Source organism: Mesorhizobium sp. WSM4832 (assembly GCF_055811115.1).
In genome coordinates, this window is sequence record NZ_JBVVQH010000022.1 from 20,104 (window position 1) to 38,486 (window position 18,383).

At 63.8% G+C, this 18,383-nt stretch carries 21 protein-coding genes; 12 read left to right on the forward strand and 9 right to left on the reverse strand.

Features of this window, described 5'->3' with window-relative positions; translation table 11 throughout:
- Positions 1-24: 24 nt before the first annotated feature.
- Entirely contained in the window at positions 25-954 is a 930-nt protein-coding gene (locus AC0L2L_RS26305; protein WP_473582496.1) for a LysR substrate-binding domain-containing protein, read from the reverse strand.
- 84 nt (positions 955-1,038) lie between these two features.
- On the opposite strand from AC0L2L_RS26305, the gene AC0L2L_RS26310 reads away from it, so the two are divergent.
- Positions 1,039-1,956: a fatty acid desaturase family protein gene (locus AC0L2L_RS26310; RefSeq protein ID WP_473582498.1), complete on the forward strand. Its 918-nt coding sequence runs from the start codon at positions 1,039-1,041 to the stop codon at positions 1,954-1,956.
- Between the two features lie 20 nt (positions 1,957-1,976).
- On the opposite strand, the gene AC0L2L_RS26315 is transcribed toward AC0L2L_RS26310, so the two are convergent.
- The 3 genes from AC0L2L_RS26315 to ygfZ form a co-directional block, all read right to left on the reverse strand.
- Complete coding sequence (locus tag AC0L2L_RS26315; RefSeq protein ID WP_473582500.1) at positions 1,977-4,118, reverse strand: putative bifunctional diguanylate cyclase/phosphodiesterase; 2,142 nt, start codon at positions 4,116-4,118, stop codon at positions 1,977-1,979.
- Between the two features lie 65 nt (positions 4,119-4,183).
- The gene (locus AC0L2L_RS26320; protein ID WP_027164921.1) at positions 4,184-4,822 is read right to left on the reverse strand and encodes a YfbR-like 5'-deoxynucleotidase; all 639 of its coding nucleotides are present in this window, start codon (positions 4,820-4,822) and stop codon (positions 4,184-4,186) included.
- Positions 4,822-5,685, reverse strand: a complete 864-nt coding sequence (gene ygfZ / locus AC0L2L_RS26325) for a CAF17-like 4Fe-4S cluster assembly/insertion protein YgfZ (RefSeq protein WP_473582717.1) — start codon at positions 5,683-5,685, stop codon at positions 4,822-4,824. The genes AC0L2L_RS26320 and ygfZ overlap by 1 nt, the downstream gene beginning before the upstream one ends.
- A gap of 85 nt (positions 5,686-5,770) precedes the next feature.
- Between ygfZ and AC0L2L_RS26330 the strand changes: the two genes are divergently transcribed.
- The 3 genes from AC0L2L_RS26330 to AC0L2L_RS26340 are packed head-to-tail and all read left to right on the forward strand — an operon-like array spanning position 5,771 to position 8,145.
- Positions 5,771-7,102 carry a dihydroorotase gene (locus AC0L2L_RS26330; protein ID WP_473582503.1) on the forward strand — a complete coding sequence of 444 codons (1,332 nt, stop codon included), beginning with the start codon at positions 5,771-5,773 and terminating at the stop codon, positions 7,100-7,102.
- A 49-nt stretch (positions 7,103-7,151) separates the two neighbouring features.
- Positions 7,152-7,376, forward strand: coding sequence for a hypothetical protein (locus tag AC0L2L_RS26335; protein ID WP_473582505.1), 225 nt, complete (start codon positions 7,152-7,154; stop codon positions 7,374-7,376).
- 55 nt (positions 7,377-7,431) lie between these two features.
- A complete protein-coding gene (locus AC0L2L_RS26340; RefSeq protein ID WP_473582507.1) occupies positions 7,432-8,145 on the forward strand; it encodes a nucleotidyl transferase AbiEii/AbiGii toxin family protein in 714 nt (237 codons plus the stop codon).
- A 9-nt stretch (positions 8,146-8,154) separates the two neighbouring features.
- Here AC0L2L_RS26340 and AC0L2L_RS26345 read toward each other — a convergent pair whose 3' ends face one another.
- From AC0L2L_RS26345 to AC0L2L_RS26360, 4 genes are all read right to left on the reverse strand, one after another.
- Entirely contained in the window at positions 8,155-8,946 is a 792-nt protein-coding gene (locus AC0L2L_RS26345) for a hypothetical protein (RefSeq protein ID WP_473582508.1), read from the reverse strand.
- Positions 8,947-9,074: 128 nt separating this feature from the next.
- Complete coding sequence (locus tag AC0L2L_RS26350) at positions 9,075-9,332, reverse strand: hypothetical protein (protein ID WP_027164925.1); 258 nt, start codon at positions 9,330-9,332, stop codon at positions 9,075-9,077.
- 356 nt (positions 9,333-9,688) lie between these two features.
- On the reverse strand, positions 9,689-10,066 hold the full coding sequence (locus AC0L2L_RS26355; protein ID WP_473582719.1) for a TIGR02301 family protein: 378 nt from the start codon (positions 10,064-10,066) through the stop codon (positions 9,689-9,691).
- A gap of 71 nt (positions 10,067-10,137) precedes the next feature.
- Entirely contained in the window at positions 10,138-10,563 is a 426-nt protein-coding gene (locus AC0L2L_RS26360; protein ID WP_473582510.1) for an NUDIX domain-containing protein, read from the reverse strand.
- A 119-nt stretch (positions 10,564-10,682) separates the two neighbouring features.
- Between AC0L2L_RS26360 and AC0L2L_RS26365 the strand changes: the two genes are divergently transcribed.
- A complete protein-coding gene (locus AC0L2L_RS26365) occupies positions 10,683-11,444 on the forward strand; it encodes an SOS response-associated peptidase (protein WP_473582512.1) in 762 nt (253 codons plus the stop codon).
- A 127-nt stretch (positions 11,445-11,571) separates the two neighbouring features.
- Here AC0L2L_RS26365 and AC0L2L_RS26370 read toward each other — a convergent pair whose 3' ends face one another.
- Entirely contained in the window at positions 11,572-11,727 is a 156-nt protein-coding gene (locus AC0L2L_RS26370; RefSeq protein WP_156913300.1) for a hypothetical protein, read from the reverse strand.
- 432 nt (positions 11,728-12,159) lie between these two features.
- Between AC0L2L_RS26370 and cysS the strand changes: the two genes are divergently transcribed.
- The 7 genes from cysS to cimA all read left to right on the forward strand — a co-directional run bounded on the left by cysS (position 12,160) and on the right by cimA (position 18,378).
- The gene (gene cysS / locus AC0L2L_RS26375; protein WP_473582514.1) at positions 12,160-13,611 is read left to right on the forward strand and encodes a cysteine--tRNA ligase; all 1,452 of its coding nucleotides are present in this window, start codon (positions 12,160-12,162) and stop codon (positions 13,609-13,611) included.
- A 208-nt stretch (positions 13,612-13,819) separates the two neighbouring features.
- A complete protein-coding gene (locus tag AC0L2L_RS26380) occupies positions 13,820-14,218 on the forward strand; it encodes an endonuclease domain-containing protein (protein WP_473582516.1) in 399 nt (132 codons plus the stop codon).
- Positions 14,215-14,601 carry a VOC family protein gene (locus AC0L2L_RS26385; protein ID WP_473582518.1) on the forward strand — a complete coding sequence of 129 codons (387 nt, stop codon included), beginning with the start codon at positions 14,215-14,217 and terminating at the stop codon, positions 14,599-14,601. The genes AC0L2L_RS26380 and AC0L2L_RS26385 overlap by 4 nt, the downstream gene beginning before the upstream one ends.
- Positions 14,602-14,634: 33 nt before the next feature.
- Complete coding sequence (locus tag AC0L2L_RS26390; RefSeq protein ID WP_473582520.1) at positions 14,635-15,126, forward strand: GFA family protein; 492 nt, start codon at positions 14,635-14,637, stop codon at positions 15,124-15,126.
- A complete protein-coding gene (locus tag AC0L2L_RS26395) occupies positions 15,123-15,599 on the forward strand; it encodes a GFA family protein (RefSeq protein WP_473582522.1) in 477 nt (158 codons plus the stop codon). Before AC0L2L_RS26390 ends, AC0L2L_RS26395 begins: the two co-directional genes overlap by 4 nt.
- On the forward strand, positions 15,596-16,564 hold the full coding sequence (gene pip, locus AC0L2L_RS26400; protein ID WP_473582524.1) for a prolyl aminopeptidase: 969 nt from the start codon (positions 15,596-15,598) through the stop codon (positions 16,562-16,564). Before AC0L2L_RS26395 ends, pip begins: the two co-directional genes overlap by 4 nt.
- Before the next feature lie 197 nt (positions 16,565-16,761).
- Complete coding sequence (cimA, locus tag AC0L2L_RS26405) at positions 16,762-18,378, forward strand: citramalate synthase (protein ID WP_473582526.1); 1,617 nt, start codon at positions 16,762-16,764, stop codon at positions 18,376-18,378.
- Positions 18,379-18,383 lie beyond the last annotated feature (5 nt).

Below are 18,383 nucleotides of genomic sequence, written 5' to 3' on the forward strand. Positions count from 1 at the left end.
GCTCCGTCACCGTAATTCCCTAAATTAATCCTCGGATGACCGGGTGCCGAGCGCCGGCGATCCGACTGCGCGCACGCATTCCCCGATCAGCCATTCCCGGAACGCCGCCACGATATCGCGCCTTGCGCTGCGTTCCGGGATCGTCAGGCAATAGGGTTGGCGCAACGCCAGGGATCGGGCAGCGGGCCGGACCAGCCGGCCGTCTTCCAGCGCCTGGGCGCAGTAGACGCCTTGCGCCAGCGCCACGCCCAGTCCTGAAATGGCGAGATCGAGCGCTGCGCGCGACGAATTGGCCGAAAGGCCGCGCTGTGCCATGCGCCCCGGCTCGCTCCCCGCTGCCTCGAACCAGTTGCGCCAGGATGGAAAGGACGCGCCGGTCGGTCCCCAATCGGTGTGGATCAGCGGCAGGCCGGCAAGGCTGGCGGATCCGGTCATGCTTGCGAGCGCCGGCGCGCAGACGGGATAGACGGCGTCCCTGACGATCTCTTCCGTCGGATGCTCGCGGTAGTGCGGACCGTAGGAGAGGCGGATGTCGATCAATTCATGATCGAACGGCACCGGATCGTCGTCGCCTCTGAGCGATATGTCGGCGGCGCCATGGTCGGCGACGAAGCCGGCGAGACGCTCCGAGAGCCAGCCCATCGCCATCGAGGGCGGCACGGAAACGACGAGCCTTGGCCGGAACGCATCGCCGCCGGCATCGCGCGCGACACTGCCGATTTCCCGGAAGGCCATGCTGAGCCTGGGCAGCATCTCCACCCCGGCCTCGGTAAGCACAGCGCGCCGGTTGACCCGGTGGAACAGTTTTCGCCCCATCTGCTCCTCGACGGTGCGGATAAGCTGGCTGACGGCCGCCGCCGAAACCGACAGCTCCTCCGCCGCGGCCGCAAAACTGCCCGTGCGGGCCGCCGCTTCGAAGGCCTGAAGTCCGCGCAAGGAGGGAAGGGCGACCATCGCGATCCAAAAGATAAGGTGACCTTATCTATTTTGCAGAAATCCTCGTTTTTCGAAAGGTTTCTTTCTCGGTATCGTGATCTCATGAATGCAATCGACCACGACGCAACCGTCGACCATCGCCACGTGATAGCGTCGCTGACGAATGAGGAGCGCGGCCGGCTGACCGGAAAATCGGATGCCCCGGGCCTTGTCCAGTTCGCCCTCCATCTCGGCGCGATCATCGTTCTCGGCGCGCTAATCGCGGCACAAGTGCCGTTCTGGCCGGTCCTGATGCTGCCGCAGGGTGTGCTGATCGTGTTCCTGTTCACGGTGCTGCATGAAACCGTGCACAGGACGGCGTTCGAAACGCAGTGGCTGAACGATATCGTCGCGCGCTTCTGCAGCCTGGCGATCGCGCTGCCCGCCGACTGGTTCCGCTACTTCCACTTCGCCCATCACCGCTTCACCCAGGATCCCGAGAACGATCCGGAACTGGCCTTCCCGAAGCCCGAAACCTTGCGGCAATACATCGTCCACGTCTCCGGGCTGCCGGTGTGGTGGGGCCATTTCAAGACGCTCTACACCAATGCGACCGGTGGCTGCCGGGACAGTTACGTGCCGCCGAAGGGTCTGCCGAAAGTGAAAGCCGAGGCGAGGGCGATGATCGCCTTTTATGTCATCCTGCTGGCGCTTGCCGTCTGGTTCAGGTCATCGGTGCTGCTCTATGTCTGGATCGTGCCGGCGCTGCTCGGCCAGCCTTTCCTGCGGCTTTATCTGCTGGCCGAGCATGGTCGCTGTCCCTTTGTCGCCAACATGCTGGAAAACACCCGCACGACGCTGACCAACTGGTTTGTGCGCAAGCTCGCCTGGAACATGCCTTATCATGCCGAGCACCACACCTATCCCGGCGTGCCGTTCCACCAGCTGCCGGAATTCCACTGGCTGATCGAGCGCCATCTCAAGGTCGTCGAGCCCGGCTATGTGAGCTTCCACGAGAAATACATCGAGAGCCTGCGCTAAGGCGACGCGCTACGGCAGAATCAGCCTGACTGGCGCAGCAGCGCTTGCGAGCGCAGCAGCCGGCCCATGTCGGAAGCCTTGGTCGGCACGCCGATCAGATAGCCTTGCGCCTCGCCGCAGCCGGCCTTGCGCAGCGTGTCGAGCTGCGCTTCGGTCTCGACCCCCTCGGCGGTGACGGTGATGCCGAGCTCCGCGCCGAGCCCGATCACAGTGCGCACGATCGCCGCTGTGTCGCGCTTGTCGAGATCGCGGATGAAGGAGCGGTCTATCTTGATCTTGTCGACGGGGAAGCGTCGCAGATAGCCGAGCGAGGAATAGCCGGTGCCGAAATCGTCGAGCGCGATGCGCACGCCGAGGCCGCGCAACTGGCTCAGCGTCTTCAGCACCGCGTCGCTTTCGTCCATCATCACCGTTTCTGTGATTTCGAGCTCCAGGCGGTCGGCGGGCAGGCCGGAAAAGGCGAGCGCCGAGATCACGCTGCGGGCGAAGCCGCCGCTCTTGATCTGCGCGGCCGAGACGTTGACGGCCATGCGCATGTCCCGCGGCCAATTGGCCGCCACGTTGCAAGCCTTGCGCAGCGCCCAGTCGCCGAGTTGCACGATCAGCCCGGTCTCCTCGGCGGCGGGAATGAAGTTTTCCGGCGACACCAGGCCGCGCGCCGGCGAACGCCAGCGCATCAGGGCTTCCGCACCGACAATCCTGCCGGAGCCGATGTTGAGGATCGGCTGGAAATCGAGCTCGAACTCGCGCTTGGAGAGCGCAGCTTCGAGTTCGACTTCAAGCGCACGGCGCTCCCGCATCAGGGCATCCATGCCCGGCTCGAAGAAGCGATAGACGTTGCGTCCTTCGCTCTTGCCCCGGTAGAGCGCCATGTCGGCGTTGGTGAGTAGCGTGTCGGCATCGCGTCCGTCGCCGGGATAGAGCGCGATGCCGAGGCTGACGCCCACATGCATTTCGCGCCCCTTGTCGCGATAGGGCTTGCCGACGATCTCGACGATGCGCTTGGCGAGCTTTTCGGCGTCGGCGACGCTCTTGATGCCGAACTGGATGATGGCGAACTCGTCGCCGCCGAAGCGCGCCACCACGTCCTTGCTGCTGCGCACGGAATGCTGCAGCCGCTTGGCAACGCATTTCAGCAGCCAGTCTCCAGCCGGGTGGCCGAACGTGTCGTTGACGGCCTTGAAGCGGTCGAGGTCGAGCGAGAGGATCGCCAGCGGTTGGGCGTTGGCCTCGCCAAGCGCCTGGTCCAGGCGTTCACGAAACATCGAGCGGTTGGGCAGATTGGTCAGCGTGTCGTGATGCGCAAGATGCGTCATGCGCTCTTCGGCGCGCCGGCGCTCGGTGACATCCTCGAAGGTCGCCACCCACCCGCCGCCGGCGAGCGGACGCCGCAAGACGAAGAGCGTTCGGCCGTCGACCAGTTCGCGATAGCTCGCGCGCGACTGGCCGGCCTCCAGGCTGGCCTTCGTTTTTCCGACTTCAACGTCGATTTCGAGCGGCGCGAAGATGCCGAGGCGAATGAGCTTGTCCAGCATCTGGCGGTGCGTCATGCCAAGCGCGAAATCCGACGCCTTGGCGTTGCACAGGTCCAGAAAACGCTGGTTGCGCACGATGAGGCGGCCCTTGGCGCTGTACATCAGCAGGCCTTGCGACATGTTGGCCAAAGCGGCGTCGAAGCGGCGGTGTTGTTCTTTCAACTCCGCTTCGGCGCGCCGCTCTTCGGTCACGTCCTCGTAGATCGACACCCAGCCGCCGACGGCGATCGGCCTGTGCGAAATGACGATGATGCGCCCGTCCGACAGAACTTCCTCGTAGGTCGAAGGCTTGGCCCCGTCGATATAAGGCTTGCGGATGGCATAGAGCTCGCTGGCGCTCTGCGAGGCGATGCCGATGTCGGCGCTATGCTGCAGAATGTCGAAGAAACGAATGCCAGGCTTCACCACTTCGGCATCCAGGCTGAAGATGTCGATGTAGTTGCGGTTGCAGATGATCATCCGCTCATCGGCGTCGAACATGCACAGCCCATGCGACATGTTCTCGACGGCCGCCTCGAAGCGCTCGTTCTGGGCCCGTAATTCTTCCGCGATCCGCCGTGCCGGACCAGTACCGGCTGCTCTTCGCTTGCCGGCGACGGAAGCAGTCTTGACATGTGCGCCAGGCATCAGCAGGCCTTCGGACCGTGACCGAACGCAATACTGTCCTTGTCGCGGGTTAATTTAGCGTTCTTCTACGTGGTTGAATCCATGGCGAGCGAAGACTGGCGCTTGGCCTCCAGCGTCTTGAAGCGCTTGAGAAAAGCAGTTTGCGCCCAGGTGACGGATTTTGGCGTGAAGTCGAAGCGGTCGGCGGAAAAGCCGCGCGGCCGGCCAAAGAACTCGGTGGCTTCCGCTGTCGAAAAGCCGGCAAGCAGCGTCGCCTCATAATAGGCGGCGATCTGGTCGGCGCGCTTGATGTCCTTGCGCAACGTCGCGGCGAGCTCCGCCGGCAGCGAGAAACGCAGATGGATGGCGCGCTGCAGGCGCAGCTCGCAGTCCTTGTAGGAGCCGCCCATCACCGATTTGAACGGCGAGATCATGTCGCCGATGACATATTCGGGCGCGTCGTGCAGCAGCGCGGCGAGCCGCGCCTCGGCCGAAGCGGCGGGCGCCAGTTCGCCGTAGAGCGCTTCGACCAGCAGCGAATGCTGCGCGACGGAGAAAGCGTGATCGCCGCGGGTCTGGCCGTTCCAGCGGGCGACGCGGGCAAGGCCGTGCGCGATGTCGGCAATCTCGATGTCGAGCGGCGATGGATCGAGTAGGTCGAGCCGACGGCCAGAAAGCATGCGTTGCCAGGCGCGCGGCGGCGCGCCCACCCTGTCGGCCGCCATCAGGCCTCCTCCGCGCTGACCGCATCCGGCGGGAAGGAGAACTTCGCCCATGTCGGAATCGAGAGCGTTATCGGAACCTCGCCCGCCATGATCGCCTCCCCGGCATCGACCGCCGCCTTGACGCGGTCGATGCGGGCGATGGCGAGGCCGGTCTTGCCGCTGACCGACCCGAGCGCACCGACAGGCCGGCCGTCGACGGTGAGTTCGGCGCCGGAGGCGGGCATGGCATTTTCGGCGGTGGCGATCAAAACGCGGCGCCGCGCGGTGCCGCGGTGCTGCATGCGCGAAACGACTTCCTGGCCGATATAGCAGCCCTTCTTGAAGCCGACACCGCCGGTTTCGTCGAGCAGAACGTCATGCGGGAAGGCATCGCCAAGCTGGTAGTCGCTGCCGCTTTCGGCGATGCCGTTGGCGATGCGCAGCACCTGCCATGCCTCGGAGTCGCCACCGTCCTTTGCTTCGCCGCCATAGGTGCGCTCGACCGCGACATCGCGAAAGCGCATGTCGGCAAGCGCCGTTGAATCGGAAAGTGAGGCGGTTGAATCATCACCCCATCCGACAGTGACAAACGCCTGATCCTGCTTGGCAATCTCGGCCTTGGCCCTTAGCCGGTAAAGCATCAGCCGGCGCACGAAATCGTCGGCGATGTCGGCCCTGCATTCGAACCGGAAGCCGTTGTCGCCCGCGCGGGAGATCAGGAAATCGAACAGGATCTTGCCCTGTGGCGAAAGCAGCGCGCCGGGTTTCGCTTCGCCGGGTTGGAGCGTATCGAGATCGGTGGTGAGGATATTCTGTAAGAAATGCTCGGCATCGGGGCCTGAAACGGAAATAAGCGCGTGGTCTTTGAGCTGGGCAAAGGGCATGAGCGTGAAATCGGCCTGATCTTGCAAAACGGACGCTCATTACGTAAGCCGGCCACACTCCCCCCGCAAGAGATTGGACCTGCCCATGGCAACCACCTTCGACCTCATCCTGACAGGCGGCACGGTGGTCAACCATGACGGCGAGGGCCGGCGCGACATCGGCGTGAAGGCCGGACGCATCGCACGGGTCGGCAATCTCGGCCAGGCCTCGGCCGGGGAAACCATCGACTGCAGGGGCCTGCACATCCTGCCGGGCGTCGTCGACAGCCAGGTGCATTTCCGCGAACCGGGGCTGGAGCATAAGGAAGATCTGGAAACCGGCTCCCGCGCGGCGGTGCTGGGCGGCGTCACCGCGGTCTTCGAAATGCCCAACACCAATCCGCTGACCACCAGCGAGGCGGCACTCGCCGACAAGGTGCGCCGCGCCACCGGCCGCATGCATTGCGATTTCGCCTTCTGGGTCGGCGGCACGCGCGACAATGCCGGCGATGTCGGCGAATTGGAACGGCTGCCGGGAGCGGCCGGCATCAAAGTGTTCATGGGTTCGTCCACCGGCGACCTTCTGGTCGAGGACGATGAAGGCGTCGCGTCGATCCTGCGCAACACCCGCCGCCGCTCCGCCTTCCATTCGGAGGACGAGTTTCGTCTGCGCGAGCGGTTGGGCGAACGCATAGAGGGCGATCCGTCGTCGCATCCCGTATGGCGCGACGAGGTCACCGCACTTCGGTGCACGGAGCGCCTGGTGCGCATCGCCAGGCAGACGCGCGCGCGCATCCATGTGCTGCACATCTCGACGGCCGAGGAGATCGTCTTCCTCGAACAGCACAAGGATGTCGCGACCTGCGAGGCGACCCCGCATCACCTGACGCTGACGGCTGACGACTATGCGCGGCTCGGCACGCTGATCCAGATGAACCCGCCGGTGCGGGCGGCTCGCCACCGCGACGGCGTCTGGCATGGCATTTCGCAAGGCATCGTCGATGTTCTGGGGTCCGACCACGCGCCGCACACGCTTGTTGAAAAGGCAAAGACCTATCCAGCCTCGCCGTCCGGCATGACCGGGGTGCAGACGCTGGTTCCGATCATGCTCGACCACGTCAACGCCGGCCGGCTCACCTTGCAGCGCTTCGTCGATCTTTCGAGCCACGGTCCGCAGCGCATTTTCGGCATGGCGCGGAAAGGCCGCATCGCCGCCGGCTACGACGCCGATTTCACCGTCGTCGACATGAAGCGGCGCGAGACGATCACCAACGCGCAGGCCGGCTCAAAGGCCGGCTGGACGCCCTATGACGGCAAACAGGTCACCGGCTGGCCAGTCGGCACCATCGTGCGCGGCACGCGCGTCATGTGGGAAGGCGAGATCGTGACACCCGGCCAGGGCAGGACGGTGGAGTTTTCCGAGGTGCTGCCGGTCTAGCCTGCCAACGTTGGATTTGTTAAGCGCTCTGCACTATCTTAAGTACGCTATGACCGCGAATATTGCGCCGATAATTCCTGCAGAGTTTCCACAGCTCCAGGCACTCGCCTGGAACCGCGATGTCGCGCGCCCTATCCCCGCGAAAGAGGCCTTTGCGCTTTACGAACGCAACTGGCGGTTTGTCGATCAAAAGCGCCTTACGGCGCGTGAGAAGCTGCTTATCATGAAGTTGGCTGACGAATTTGGCCACGGTATCCTTCTGACCACGTCGTGATAATCCTCGACGCGCACAACCACTGCGCCTTGCAGGAACATTGCGGGTAGGGATCATGAAGGCGTTCGGAAAACCGGAACATAGGATAATCGCCGAAGCCCTCGGGCTGATGGATCGTGACTTTCTGACGGCCACCGAATGCTGGTTTGGCGGCGGTACGGCCATTGTCATGAAGCTTGGCGAGTATCGTCGGTCGCTGGATCTGGATTTCCTTTGCGCCGACGCCAGCGGTTACCGCGAGTTGCGAACACGAGCATCGGAGCTTGGCGTTCGGGCTTTTTTCCCTGAGCCCGTAGAAGCCATCCGGGACTTCCAGATCGACCAATATGGCCTGAGGACCGTTGTGCGCCTCAACGGACAACCGATCCGGTTTGAGGTCGTTCGGGAAGGCCGCATCGGTTTGCGCGGTCATTTCGACGAGGATCTGGGGATACCGGCCCTCGTTCCTTCAGATATGTTTGCCGAGAAGTTGTTGGCGAACGCCGATCGGTGTCAGGACCGTGCGACCGCATATCGAGATGCCTTCGATCTTGGGATGTTGATCAAGGCCTATGGGCAAATCCCGGCCGAAGCGCTCGACAAGGCGCAAACCGCCTATGGACCCGACATTGAACGCAAAGTCGCCTGGGTTGTGGGCAAGCTCCGGGACAAAAGCGAATTGCGCGACGCTGCCGAAGTTCTGCAAATGGATGTCGCTATGGCAACCGAGGCTATTTCGGCCGTGCGCGAGGAAGCGGTCCGCACATGGCCGGAGACCGACAACGGTTGAGTTCCCGGCTCAATCCCCGGCGACGAAAAACAGCCACTGGCCGGTCGGCGTGATGCCCACGCGGTAGAAGATGTAGGCGCCGAACTGCTTCATGTCGTCATAGTCGCTTGCCGTGACCAGCTTGAACAATTCGACACGCTGCCTGGGGTCGAGCTTGTCGAGCGGCAGGGCGAAGAAATACGGCCAGACATAGAGTTCCTGCGGCGTGCCGGTGTCGACATGGACGTAGCCGGCCGACAGCACCTCTTCCAGGATGGCGAGGATTTCCTGACCGTCGCCGTCGCCGGAAAGGCTCTTGAGGAAGGTGATCGGGTCGCCGTCGATGTCGCCCAGCGACAATTGCGTCATGCCATCGCCTTTGCCGATCAGTGGCCTCAGCTTCTCGATGTCGCCGGCCCGGCAGGCCTCGATGATCAGCCCATGCATGCGCTTGACCGGTTCGGGAAGCGTGTTGAGGTCGTAGACGACCGCGGGCGGCGGCGCATCCGGATCGGCGCGTGGGCTGGTGATGCCGCCATTGGCGGGCGGCGTCTCCGGCTGTGACTTATCCGTGTCGTCGGCCGGCTGGCCGCTGCCCGAGGGTTTGGTGCCGGGCGCCTCGGGCATCGGCACGGTGGCTCCAGGCGCAGCGCTGTCGCTACCGGCGGGCGGGTTGACCGGGGAAGGCAGGTCCCCGCGCTGGATTTCGCTCAGTGCGTAGGACGGCGTGCCGGCGAGGCACAAAGGCAGCGCCAGGCAGGAAGCGGCGATCAGGATGTCGAGGGCCAGCCCGCGTGGCCGGCCGAACATCGAAAATCTCACCGCTTGCCTCTCCATTGTTACCCGGCCTGATCCGCGCGGCACCTTGAACGATCAAGCGCATGGGCATGATGCCCAAGCGGCGCGTCCCCGTCAAAAGTCACGATCAAAAGTCGCTGTCAAAACAGGTGCTAGTGCCTGAGCCGCTCCGGCTCGAACGCGCCGGCGATCACCTTTTCGCGCATGCGGTCGAGCAGCGCGAGCGCGGAGGTCTCGCCATTGGCGCGCAGCATCTCGCCGAAAGCCGTCTCCAGCGCGGCCTCGGCGATGATTTCCGGTTCGATGCCAGCCGACAGGCCCTCGGCCCAGGCTTCGCTGTGGCTCTCCACGGCGGTCAGGCGCTTTTCTTCCCTGACCAACGCGTCGATGTCGCTGACACCATGTTCCATTGCGATGTCCACCTTCTGCAAGCATCGATCCGGCGATGAATCTAGCTTGGCCTGTCAGTTCATCCGTAGTCTCTACTAAGTCTTTGTAAATACGACGTTTTTATGGTCGATATCCACATTGCGAGCGAGACTGCTCTCAATCGATGCCGAGCTTAGCCGATTAGTCCGGCTCGCGGCACCAAAACCTTCAGTTTGAGTTAATTCCACAATCGCGCGCTAACGTTTCATTAACGCTGTTGCGCAAGTGCAACACATGATTGCACCAGAGCGGGACAGGACACAATAAGGCGCGTCACATTGGCGCCGATTGTCGCAAAAAAATCTGCGCAAAACGCGGCGCGGCGGCTGATCCGGCCTCAATTGCCGTAGCGGGAAGCGGTATCGCGCGACAATGTCTCGCCTTCCTTCATGTAGCGGGCAATGGCCTCGGTCGCCGAAGGCGTGCATCGGGTGTAGGTGCCGCTGAAAGAGCGATAGCCGCGATTGAAGGAGGCGATGAAACGGGCGCGCCGGTTGGGATCGGGGTTTTCCGACTCGAGCAGCTTTTCCATCTCGACCCTCCATTGGTCGCCCTTCTCGCCGCACAGGTTGCGCAGGAAATGCAGCGAACCGAGCACTTCGGCCAACCGCATCAGCCCTGGCTCGAAAGGCGACTCGGCGGTGCGCGCCGGGGACGCCGAAACAGCGATGCCGACGGCGAGGCACGCGGCGAGAAGAGGAGAGGCGCGGGTCATCAAAGCCTTGCGATGAAAGGGCAGGGCTTTGTGGCGAAACATTTTGTCGCCTGCAAGGCCATTCTGGATGTTCACCGCCTGGCGCCTTGCGCAGGTCCAAGCAACTCCTCGGCAACCGACAACACGTCACCGGCAAGCGGCATCGCGGCCATTTCCGCCAGCGTGTAGAAGGCGGCCGCCTCGGCGTCGTCGCCGGCCACCGGTTCGCCGCCGGCATAGGCCGCGCCGAACACCGTCAGCAGATAGTCGACCGCGTGGTTTTCGGCGCTGCCGTCGATATGGATGTCGCGCAGCGGGCGGTAGCCTGTCGCCGCAAGCCCGGTCTCTTCGAGCAATTCACGCGCCGCCGCGGCGGCGAGCGTTTCGCCCGGCTCGACCTTGCCGCCGGGATAGGCGTAGAGCCCTTGCGACGGCGCCCGCGCGCGCTTGACCAGAAGCACCGTCCCGCCACGCACGACGGCGACGGAAACGGCTGGTATGATCTTGCGCTGTTCCATGGGGTCGCCGAGTTTTTCCGCAGCCTGTTGTGGACCGATCGGCCCGACCGGGTTTTAGCGGTTGCGGCGCGCCGGTTCCATCGCCACTTTCATCGCACATCAATTGACGAGCCCGATCCATGTGCGGACGCTTTGCCCTGACCGCCACGCCGGACCAGACCGCGGCCTTGCTCGGCCTTGCCGAGCTGGAGGAATTTCCGGCCCGCTACAACATCGCGCCGACGCAACCGGTGCTGATGGCGCTCGCCGGACCGCAGCGGGAGCCGGGCTCGAACCTGCCGGACCGCCAGGCGATGCTGGTGCGCTGGGGCCTGATTCCAGCCTGGGTCGAGGATACCAAGGCCTTTCCGCTGCTCATCAACGCGCGCTCCGAAGGCGTGCTGCAAAAGGCTTCCTTCAAGACCGCGATGCGCCACCGTCGCGCTCTGGTACCAGCCTCCGGCTTTTACGAATGGCAGCAGTCGGGCGGCAAGAAGGGCCAGCCTTACTGGATCTGGCCGAAGCAAGGCGGGGTGATCGCCTTCGCCGGGCTGATCGAGACCTATGCCGAACCGGGCGGGTCGGAAATGGACACCGGCGCGATTCTCACGATCAAGGCCAGCGCCGGCATCGCCCATATCCATGACCGCATGCCGGTGGTGATCGAGGAACGCGACTTCAGCCGCTGGCTCGATTGCCGCACGCAGGAGCCGCGCGACGTGCTCGATCTGCTCAAGCCCGCCGAGCCCGATTTCTTCGAAGCGATTGCGGTTTCCGACCTTGTCAACAAGGTCGCCAACACCGGACCGGAGATTCAGGAGCGGGGCGTCGTGGGCGAGCGGCCCGAAAAGGTCAGGCGCCAGAAGCCCGGCGCGGACGAAGACCAGATGACCTTATTTTAGCGAGGGCTGCATTTTAGCGAAGGCTGCTTGCCTCGAGAAGCTGCTTTGGGCCTTCATCTCCAGGGCGCTCTTTGGCGCCCTCATCGCCGGCGTCCCCATCGTCAGGGACCGTGCCGGTTGAGCCCTTTCAGGCGACGCGCGGCGAAACGATCTTCTGCACCGGCTTCTTCTTCTTCGCGGTGTGAAGAAGGGCAGCGACGATTGCCGCCGGGCCGATCGCGCGGTAGTGGCTGGCCAGCGCGGGCTGCGTTTGTCGGTTCTGTTCCTGCTTGTTGCGAGCCATTGTTCTCTTCCCTGGTAACGGTTTCGTGTTCAGCGTTTGGCGGCTGATTCCGACCAAATCGTGACATCTGGCGGTCTAGCCGGCGAATGTTTCATCACTGTGCCGACATGTTTAATAAAATGTTTCGGCCAGTCTTTACCTGTGATCCAACGACATCTTTCCTAAGTCGAGCGACTTGACGGCAACACCTGCCAGCGCGATAAAGCCGCCCATGAAAACGTCTTTCGCCGTTTGTGGCATTTGCATTATTGGCTAGCCTCGCGCTGGTCCGGACGTTTTCGCCTCATCTTTCCCTAGAGTGGACAAACGCCCCGGCCAGCAGGCTGGAGCCCGATTTGCGCCTTGGCGCAGAGCTGGCTTCAGCCAGAGCATGACCCCGAAAAGTGGAAGCCGGATAAGGTCATGCTCAAACAAGAAAAGGACCGGGACCGCATGTCTGACGCATCGAAGGGCCTCAGCCTCTACAACACGCTAACGCGGACGAAGGAGCGATTCATCCCGATCGATCCGCAGAATGTGCGCATGTATGTCTGCGGCCCGACCGTCTACGACTTTGCCCATATCGGCAATGCGCGTCCGGCGATCGTCTTCGACGTGCTCTTCCGTCTGCTGCGCCAACTCTACGGCGAAAGCCACGTCACGTATGTGCGCAACATCACGGATGTCGACGACAAGATAAATGCCAGGGCGCTGCGCGACTTCGGCGGCGAGATCGCGGCCGGAAAGCTGTCGCTCAACGACGCGATCCGCAAGGTGACAGAAAAGACCGCCGACCAGTACCACAAGGATGTCGCTGCGCTCGGCTGCCTGCAGCCGACCTACGAGCCGCGCGCGACCGAGTTTGTCGCACCGCGCGCCGACGGCAAGGCCGACATGCTGTCGCTGATCGCGCAGCTGATCGAGCGCGGCCACGCCTATGTCGCCGGCGGCGAGGTGCTGTTCGACACCGCCTCGATGCCCGACTATGGCGAATTGTCGAAGCGCAATCTCGACGAGCAGCAGGCGGGCGCGCGCATCGCCGTGGACGCACACAAGAAGAACCCCGGCGATTTCGTGCTGTGGAAATTGTCCAGCCCGGAAGAGCCCGGCTGGGAAAGCCCGTGGGGCAGGGGCCGGCCGGGCTGGCACATCGAGTGCTCGGCCATGTCGGCCGCCTATCTGGGCGAGGTCTTCGACATCCATGGCGGCGGCCTCGACCTGATCTTCCCTCATCATGAGAACGAGATCGCCCAGTCGCGCTGCGCCCATGGCACCAAGGTCATGGCCAATGTCTGGATGCACAACGGCTTCCTGCAGGTCGAAGGCCAGAAGATGTCGAAGAGCCTCGGCAATTTCTATTCGATCCACGAACTCCTGGAGACCGACACCTTCGGCGGCCGCACCTGGCCGGGCGAGGTGCTCAGGCTGGCGATGCTGATGACGCACTACCGCGAGCCGATCGACTTTTCGGTGCGCAAGCTCGAGGAGGCGGAAAACACGCTGCGCAAATGGAAGCGCGCGGCCGACCTGGCGGCGGAAGCGGCGAAGAACCTGCCGGCCGAGGTGGTGGACGCGCTGTCCGACGACCTCGCCACCTACGCCGCCTTCCAGCGGCTGACGCAGCTCGCCGGCGAGGCGATCGAGTTCAGCAGCGACGGCGAGAATGCCGCCGCCGCTGCGCTGAAGGCCGCGCTCGCCTTCCTCGGCTTCGACGTCGGCGCGGCTAAGGTGGATGAGACCGCGGTGGCCAAGGCAATCGCTAGGCGCTTGGACCTGATCGCTCAGAAAAACTGGGCCGAGGCCGACAGGATCCGTGACGAACTGCTGGCGCAAGGCGTGCAGCTCAAGGACGGCAAGGACCCTGTGACGGGCGAGCGCGTGACGACCTGGGAGATCAAGCGGTGAGGCCGACTGCTCTTATGGCAGGAACGGAGAGGCTGGCGCGAGGCGCCCCCCTCTGTCCTGCCGGACATCTCCCCCTCAAGGGGGGAGATTGGACGTCGCCTTGGCTTTCGCCAATCGCCGACGTAGCAAAAGAGATGCCGTCGGCGAAACCGCTGATCTCCCCCCTTGAGGGGGAGATGCCCGGCAGGGCAGAGAGGGGGGCCTCGCGATGACTCATCATCGGGTATCTCCTGCCAGCCGCGGCAATGCGCGCAAAATGCGCAAGCAAATGACAGACGCAGAGCTAAAGCTTTGGAATGAGATTCGCGCGCATAGGCTGATGGGATTGGCGTTTCGACGTCAAATGCCAATAGCTGGCTACATCGTCGACTTCGCCTGTCCCGCCAAGAAGCTGATCGTCGAGATTGATGGCTCTCAGCACGCTCTTGCAGAAGTTTCGGCTTCCGACGCCGCGCGAACCGCTAAGCTCGAAGCGGTAGGCTGGACCATCCTGCGCTTCTGGAACGACGACGTGATCCGCGATATCGACAATGTCTGCCAGCATATCGTCATCATGGCCGGCCTGACTGATGCGCCCGCGCCGCCAATGGAGGAGCTCGTCTTATGATCGATCATCTCGGCATCAATGTCGCCGATTTCGACGCTTCCAAAATCTTCTACGACAAGGCGATGGCGCCGCTGGGTGCCTCGTTGCTCTACATGGTGCCGGAGGAACACACCGGCGGCGCCAAGGTCGGCGGCTATGGCCGCGACCGGCCGGTGTTCTGGCTGAGCGACAGCACGGACAAGCCGAAATCCATCCAGCATGTCGCCTTCACCGCGCGCAGCCGCGCCGAGGTCGACGCCTTCCATTCCGCCGCCCTTGCCGCCGGCGGCAGGGACAATGGCGGGCCGGGGCTTCGCCCGCATTACCACCCCAACTATTACGGCGCCTTCGTGTTCGATCCCGACGGCAACAATGTCGAGGCGGTCTGCCATGACGCGGAGTGAGCCCACACGTCGGCCCATGATCCGGAGCGTGTCATGAGCCTCGACAACACGCCGGTCTATACCGGCGGCTGCCAGTGCGGCGCCGTGCGCTTCCGCGTCGAGGGCGCGCTGGGCGAGGCCTCGGTCTGCCATTGCCGGATGTGCCAAAAGGCGAGCGGCAATTTCTATCTGCCGCTGGTTTCGGTGCGCGGCGCCACGCTCGACTGGACGCGCGGCGAACCAAAACGCTTCCGCTCGTCCAACGCCGCCTGGCGCGGCTTCTGCGCCGAGTGCGGCACGCCGCTGACCTTCGAGGCGCCGGACGGCATGGCGCTGGCGATCGCCGCCTTCGACGATCCGTCAGGCATCGCGCCGACCATCCAGTGGGGCGTCGAAGCAAAGCTTCCCTATGTCGACGGCATCCCCAAACTGCCGTCCGAGGACACGATGGCCGATATCGGCTCGGCGCCCTATCTCGCCGAGCTCGTCTCTTATCAGCACCCCGATCACGACACCGACCAATGGCCGCCGGAGGAAAGACGATGACCGACCAAGTTCGAACCGGCGGCTGCCAGTGCGGCGCCGTGCGCTTCCGCATCAAGGGCAAGCTCGGGCGCTCGTCCATCTGCCATTGCCGCATGTGCCAGAAGCAATTCGGCAATTTCTTCGGCGCGCTGGTGACGGTGCCGAAGGACGGCGTCGAATGGACCCATGAGGAGCCGACCTATTTCCAGTCCTCGGTCAACATTGACCGCGGCTTTTGCGCCCGCTGCGGCACGCCGCTGACCTATCGCCAGCCCGGTGTGCTTGAGATCGCCATCGGCGCCTTCGACGACCGCTCCGACCTCGCGCCGCAGATCCAGGTCAACTACGCGGTGCGGCTGCCCTGGGTGGAGAAGATCTTCGAGGCGCCGGTCCTCGACGATCCCGATTTCTACAGAAGGCAGGAGCAGATCATCTCCTTCCAGCACCCCGACCACGAGACGGCCAACTGGCCGCAGCAGGGCTTGAAACTATGACGATCCACGGCAGTTCCTTGCGTACGCTCTATCCGGAGATCGAGCCGTTCGAGAGCGGCATGCTCGATGTCGGCGACGGCCACACCATTTATTGGGAACGCTGCGGCACCAAAGGCGCCAAGCCCGCCGTGTTCCTGCATGGCGGTCCGGGCGGCACCATTTCGCCGAAGCATCGGCGTCTGTTCGACCCCAAGCTTTACGACGTCATCCTGTTCGACCAGCGCGGCTGCGGCAAGTCGGTGCCCAACGCTTCGCTCGAGGCCAACACCACCTGGCATCTCGTCGCCGACATCGAGCGCCTGCGCGAGATGGCGGGCTTCGACAAATGGCTTGTCTTTGGCGGCTCCTGGGGTTCGACGCTGGCGCTCGCCTATGCCGAGACGCATCCGGAGCACGTCAGCGAGCTGGTCGTGCGCGGCATCTACACGCTGACCCGCGCCGAACTCGAATGGTATTATCAGTTCGGCGTCTCCGAGATGTTCCCCGACAAATGGGAGCGTTTCCTGGCGCCGATTCCCGAAGCCGAGCGCGGCGACATGATGGCCGCCTACCGCAAGCGGCTGGTCGGCTCCGACCGCAAGGCGCAGGTTGAAGCTGCCCGTGCCTGGAGCCTGTGGGAAGGCGAAACCATTACGCTTCTGCCGGAACCCGAGACCAGCGACAAGTTCGGCGAGGACGACTATGCAATCGCCTTCGCCCGCATCGAGAACCACTATTTCGTCCATGCCGGCTGGCTGGAGGAGGGGCAGTTGCTGCGCGACGCGTGGAAGCTGAAGGACATACCCGGCACCATCGTCCACGGCCGCTACGACATGCCGTGCCCGGCCAAATATGCCTGGGCGTTGCACAAGGCCTGGCCGAAGGCGGATTTCCATCTGATCGAGGGGGCAGGGCACGCCTATTCCGAGCCCGGGATACTGGATCGGCTGATCCGGGCGACGGACAAGTTTGCGGGGAAGAACTAGTCGATGTACGGCGCTCCGTCACACCCCCCTCTGGCCTGCCGGCCATCTCCCCCGCAAGGGGGGAGATTGGATGTCGCCTTCGCTTTCGCTAATCGCCGACGCTGCAGGACGAGCGCCGTCGGCAAACCTGCTGATCTCCCCCCTTGCGGGGGAGATGTCCGGCAGGACAGAGGGGGGTGCTCAAGCACCTTGCCATCATGAAAAAGCAAAGATTGTTCCTCTTCGACACCACTCTCCGCGACGGCCAGCAGACGCCGGGCATCGACTTTTCGGTCGAGGACAAGATCGCGATCGCGAAGCTCTTGGACGATTTCGGCATCGACTATGTCGAGGGCGGCTATCCGGGCGCCAACCCGACCGACACCGCCTTCTTCCAGAAGAAGCGCACGGCAAATGCCAGTTTCGTTGCCTTCGGCATGACCAAGCGGGCAGGGGTCTCGGCCTCCAACGACCCCGGGCTGGCGGCGCTAGTGCAGTCGAAATCCGATGCCATCTGCTTCGTCGCAAAGAGCTGGGACTATCATGTGCGCGTTGCGCTCGGCTGTACCAACGAGGAGAATTTGGACTCGATCAAGGCCTCGGTCGAGACGGCGGTCGCCGCCGGCAAGGAGGCGATGGTCGACTGCGAACATTTCTTCGACGGCTTCAAGGCCAACCCGGACTACGCGTTGGCCTGCGCGAAAACCGCCTACGATGCCGGCGCGCGCTGGGTGGTGCTGTGCGACACCAATGGCGGCACGCAGCCTTCCGAGATCCGCGCCGTCGTCGACAAGGTGATCGCGGCCGGCATTCCCGGCGACCATCTCGGCATCCATGCCCATGACGACACCGGCCAGGCGGTGGCGAATTCGCTCGCCGCCGTCGAGGCCGGCGTGCGCCAGATCCAGGGCACGCTGAACGGCATCGGCGAGCGTTGCGGCAACGCCAACCTGATCACCATCATCCCGACGCTGGCGCTGAAGCCGGCCTTCGCCGAGCGCTTCGAAACCGGTATTTCCGCCGAAGCGTTGACCGGCGTCTCGCGGCTCTCCCGAGCCTTCGACGAATTGCTCAACCGCGCCCCGGAAGCGCAGGCGCCCTATGTCGGTTCCTCCGCTTTCGCCACCAAGGCCGGCATCCATGCTTCGGCGCTCGCCAAGGAGCCGGCGACCTATGAGCATGTGGAGCCGCAATCCGTCGGCAACCGCCGCCGCGTCATGGTCTCCGACCAGGGCGGCAAGGCCAATTTCCTCGCTGAATTGAAGCGGCGCGGCATCGACGTGCCGAAGGACGATCACCGGCTCGACGCGCTGATTGCGGTGGTCAAGGAACGCGAGGCCGAAGGCTATGCCTATGAGGGCGCCGACGCCTCCTTCGAGCTGCTTGCCCGCAAGATGCTGCACGGCCTGCCGGAGTTCTTCAACGTCACCTCTTTCCGCTGCATGGTCGAGCGCCGCTTCGACGCCAACGGCAATCTGAAGACGGTCTCCGAGGCGATCGTGAAGGTCGAGGTCGACGGCGAGGAGAAGATGTCGGTGGCCGAGGGCCACGGCCCGGTCAACGCGCTCGACATCGCGCTGCGCAAGGACCTCGGCAAATACCAGAGCGAGATCGTCGATCTCGAGCTCGCCGACTTCAAGGTGCGTATCCTCAATGGCGGCACCGAGGCCATCACCCGCGTTCTGGTCGAGTCGCACGACTCCACCGGCGCCCGCTGGTGGACGGTGGGCGTCTCGGAAAACATCATCGACGCCTCCTTCCAGGCGCTGATGGATTCGATCGTCTACAAGCTGATGAAGAACCGCGAGATGGCTGGGCTGGTGGCGGCGGAGTAGCAAGC

Excerpts from the sequence above, each read along its gene's own strand:
- AC0L2L_RS26305 (WP_473582496.1), bottom strand. The coding sequence starts at position 954 with ATGGTCGCCCTTCCCTCCTTGCGCGGACTTCAGGCCTTCGAAGCGGCG.
- AC0L2L_RS26310 (WP_473582498.1), top strand. The coding sequence starts at position 1,039 with ATGAATGCAATCGACCACGACGCAACCGTCGACCATCGCCACGTGATA.
- AC0L2L_RS26315 (WP_473582500.1), bottom strand. The coding sequence starts at position 4,118 with ATGCCTGGCGCACATGTCAAGACTGCTTCCGTCGCCGGCAAGCGAAGA.
- AC0L2L_RS26320 (WP_027164921.1), bottom strand. The coding sequence starts at position 4,822 with ATGGCGGCCGACAGGGTGGGCGCGCCGCCGCGCGCCTGGCAACGCATG.
- ygfZ (WP_473582717.1), bottom strand. The coding sequence starts at position 5,685 with ATGCCCTTTGCCCAGCTCAAAGACCACGCGCTTATTTCCGTTTCAGGC.
- AC0L2L_RS26330 (WP_473582503.1), top strand. The coding sequence starts at position 5,771 with ATGGCAACCACCTTCGACCTCATCCTGACAGGCGGCACGGTGGTCAAC.
- AC0L2L_RS26335 (WP_473582505.1), top strand. The coding sequence starts at position 7,152 with ATGACCGCGAATATTGCGCCGATAATTCCTGCAGAGTTTCCACAGCTC.
- AC0L2L_RS26340 (WP_473582507.1), top strand. The coding sequence starts at position 7,432 with ATGAAGGCGTTCGGAAAACCGGAACATAGGATAATCGCCGAAGCCCTC.
- AC0L2L_RS26350 (WP_027164925.1), bottom strand. The coding sequence starts at position 9,332 with ATGGAACATGGTGTCAGCGACATCGACGCGTTGGTCAGGGAAGAAAAG.
- AC0L2L_RS26355 (WP_473582719.1), bottom strand. The coding sequence starts at position 10,066 with ATGACCCGCGCCTCTCCTCTTCTCGCCGCGTGCCTCGCCGTCGGCATC.
- AC0L2L_RS26360 (WP_473582510.1), bottom strand. The coding sequence starts at position 10,563 with ATGGAACAGCGCAAGATCATACCAGCCGTTTCCGTCGCCGTCGTGCGT.
- AC0L2L_RS26365 (WP_473582512.1), top strand. The coding sequence starts at position 10,683 with ATGTGCGGACGCTTTGCCCTGACCGCCACGCCGGACCAGACCGCGGCC.
- AC0L2L_RS26370 (WP_156913300.1), bottom strand. The coding sequence starts at position 11,727 with ATGGCTCGCAACAAGCAGGAACAGAACCGACAAACGCAGCCCGCGCTG.
- cysS (WP_473582514.1), top strand. The coding sequence starts at position 12,160 with ATGTCTGACGCATCGAAGGGCCTCAGCCTCTACAACACGCTAACGCGG.
- AC0L2L_RS26380 (WP_473582516.1), top strand. The coding sequence starts at position 13,820 with ATGACTCATCATCGGGTATCTCCTGCCAGCCGCGGCAATGCGCGCAAA.
- AC0L2L_RS26385 (WP_473582518.1), top strand. The coding sequence starts at position 14,215 with ATGATCGATCATCTCGGCATCAATGTCGCCGATTTCGACGCTTCCAAA.
- AC0L2L_RS26390 (WP_473582520.1), top strand. The coding sequence starts at position 14,635 with ATGAGCCTCGACAACACGCCGGTCTATACCGGCGGCTGCCAGTGCGGC.
- AC0L2L_RS26395 (WP_473582522.1), top strand. The coding sequence starts at position 15,123 with ATGACCGACCAAGTTCGAACCGGCGGCTGCCAGTGCGGCGCCGTGCGC.
- pip (WP_473582524.1), top strand. The coding sequence starts at position 15,596 with ATGACGATCCACGGCAGTTCCTTGCGTACGCTCTATCCGGAGATCGAG.
- cimA (WP_473582526.1), top strand. The coding sequence starts at position 16,762 with ATGAAAAAGCAAAGATTGTTCCTCTTCGACACCACTCTCCGCGACGGC.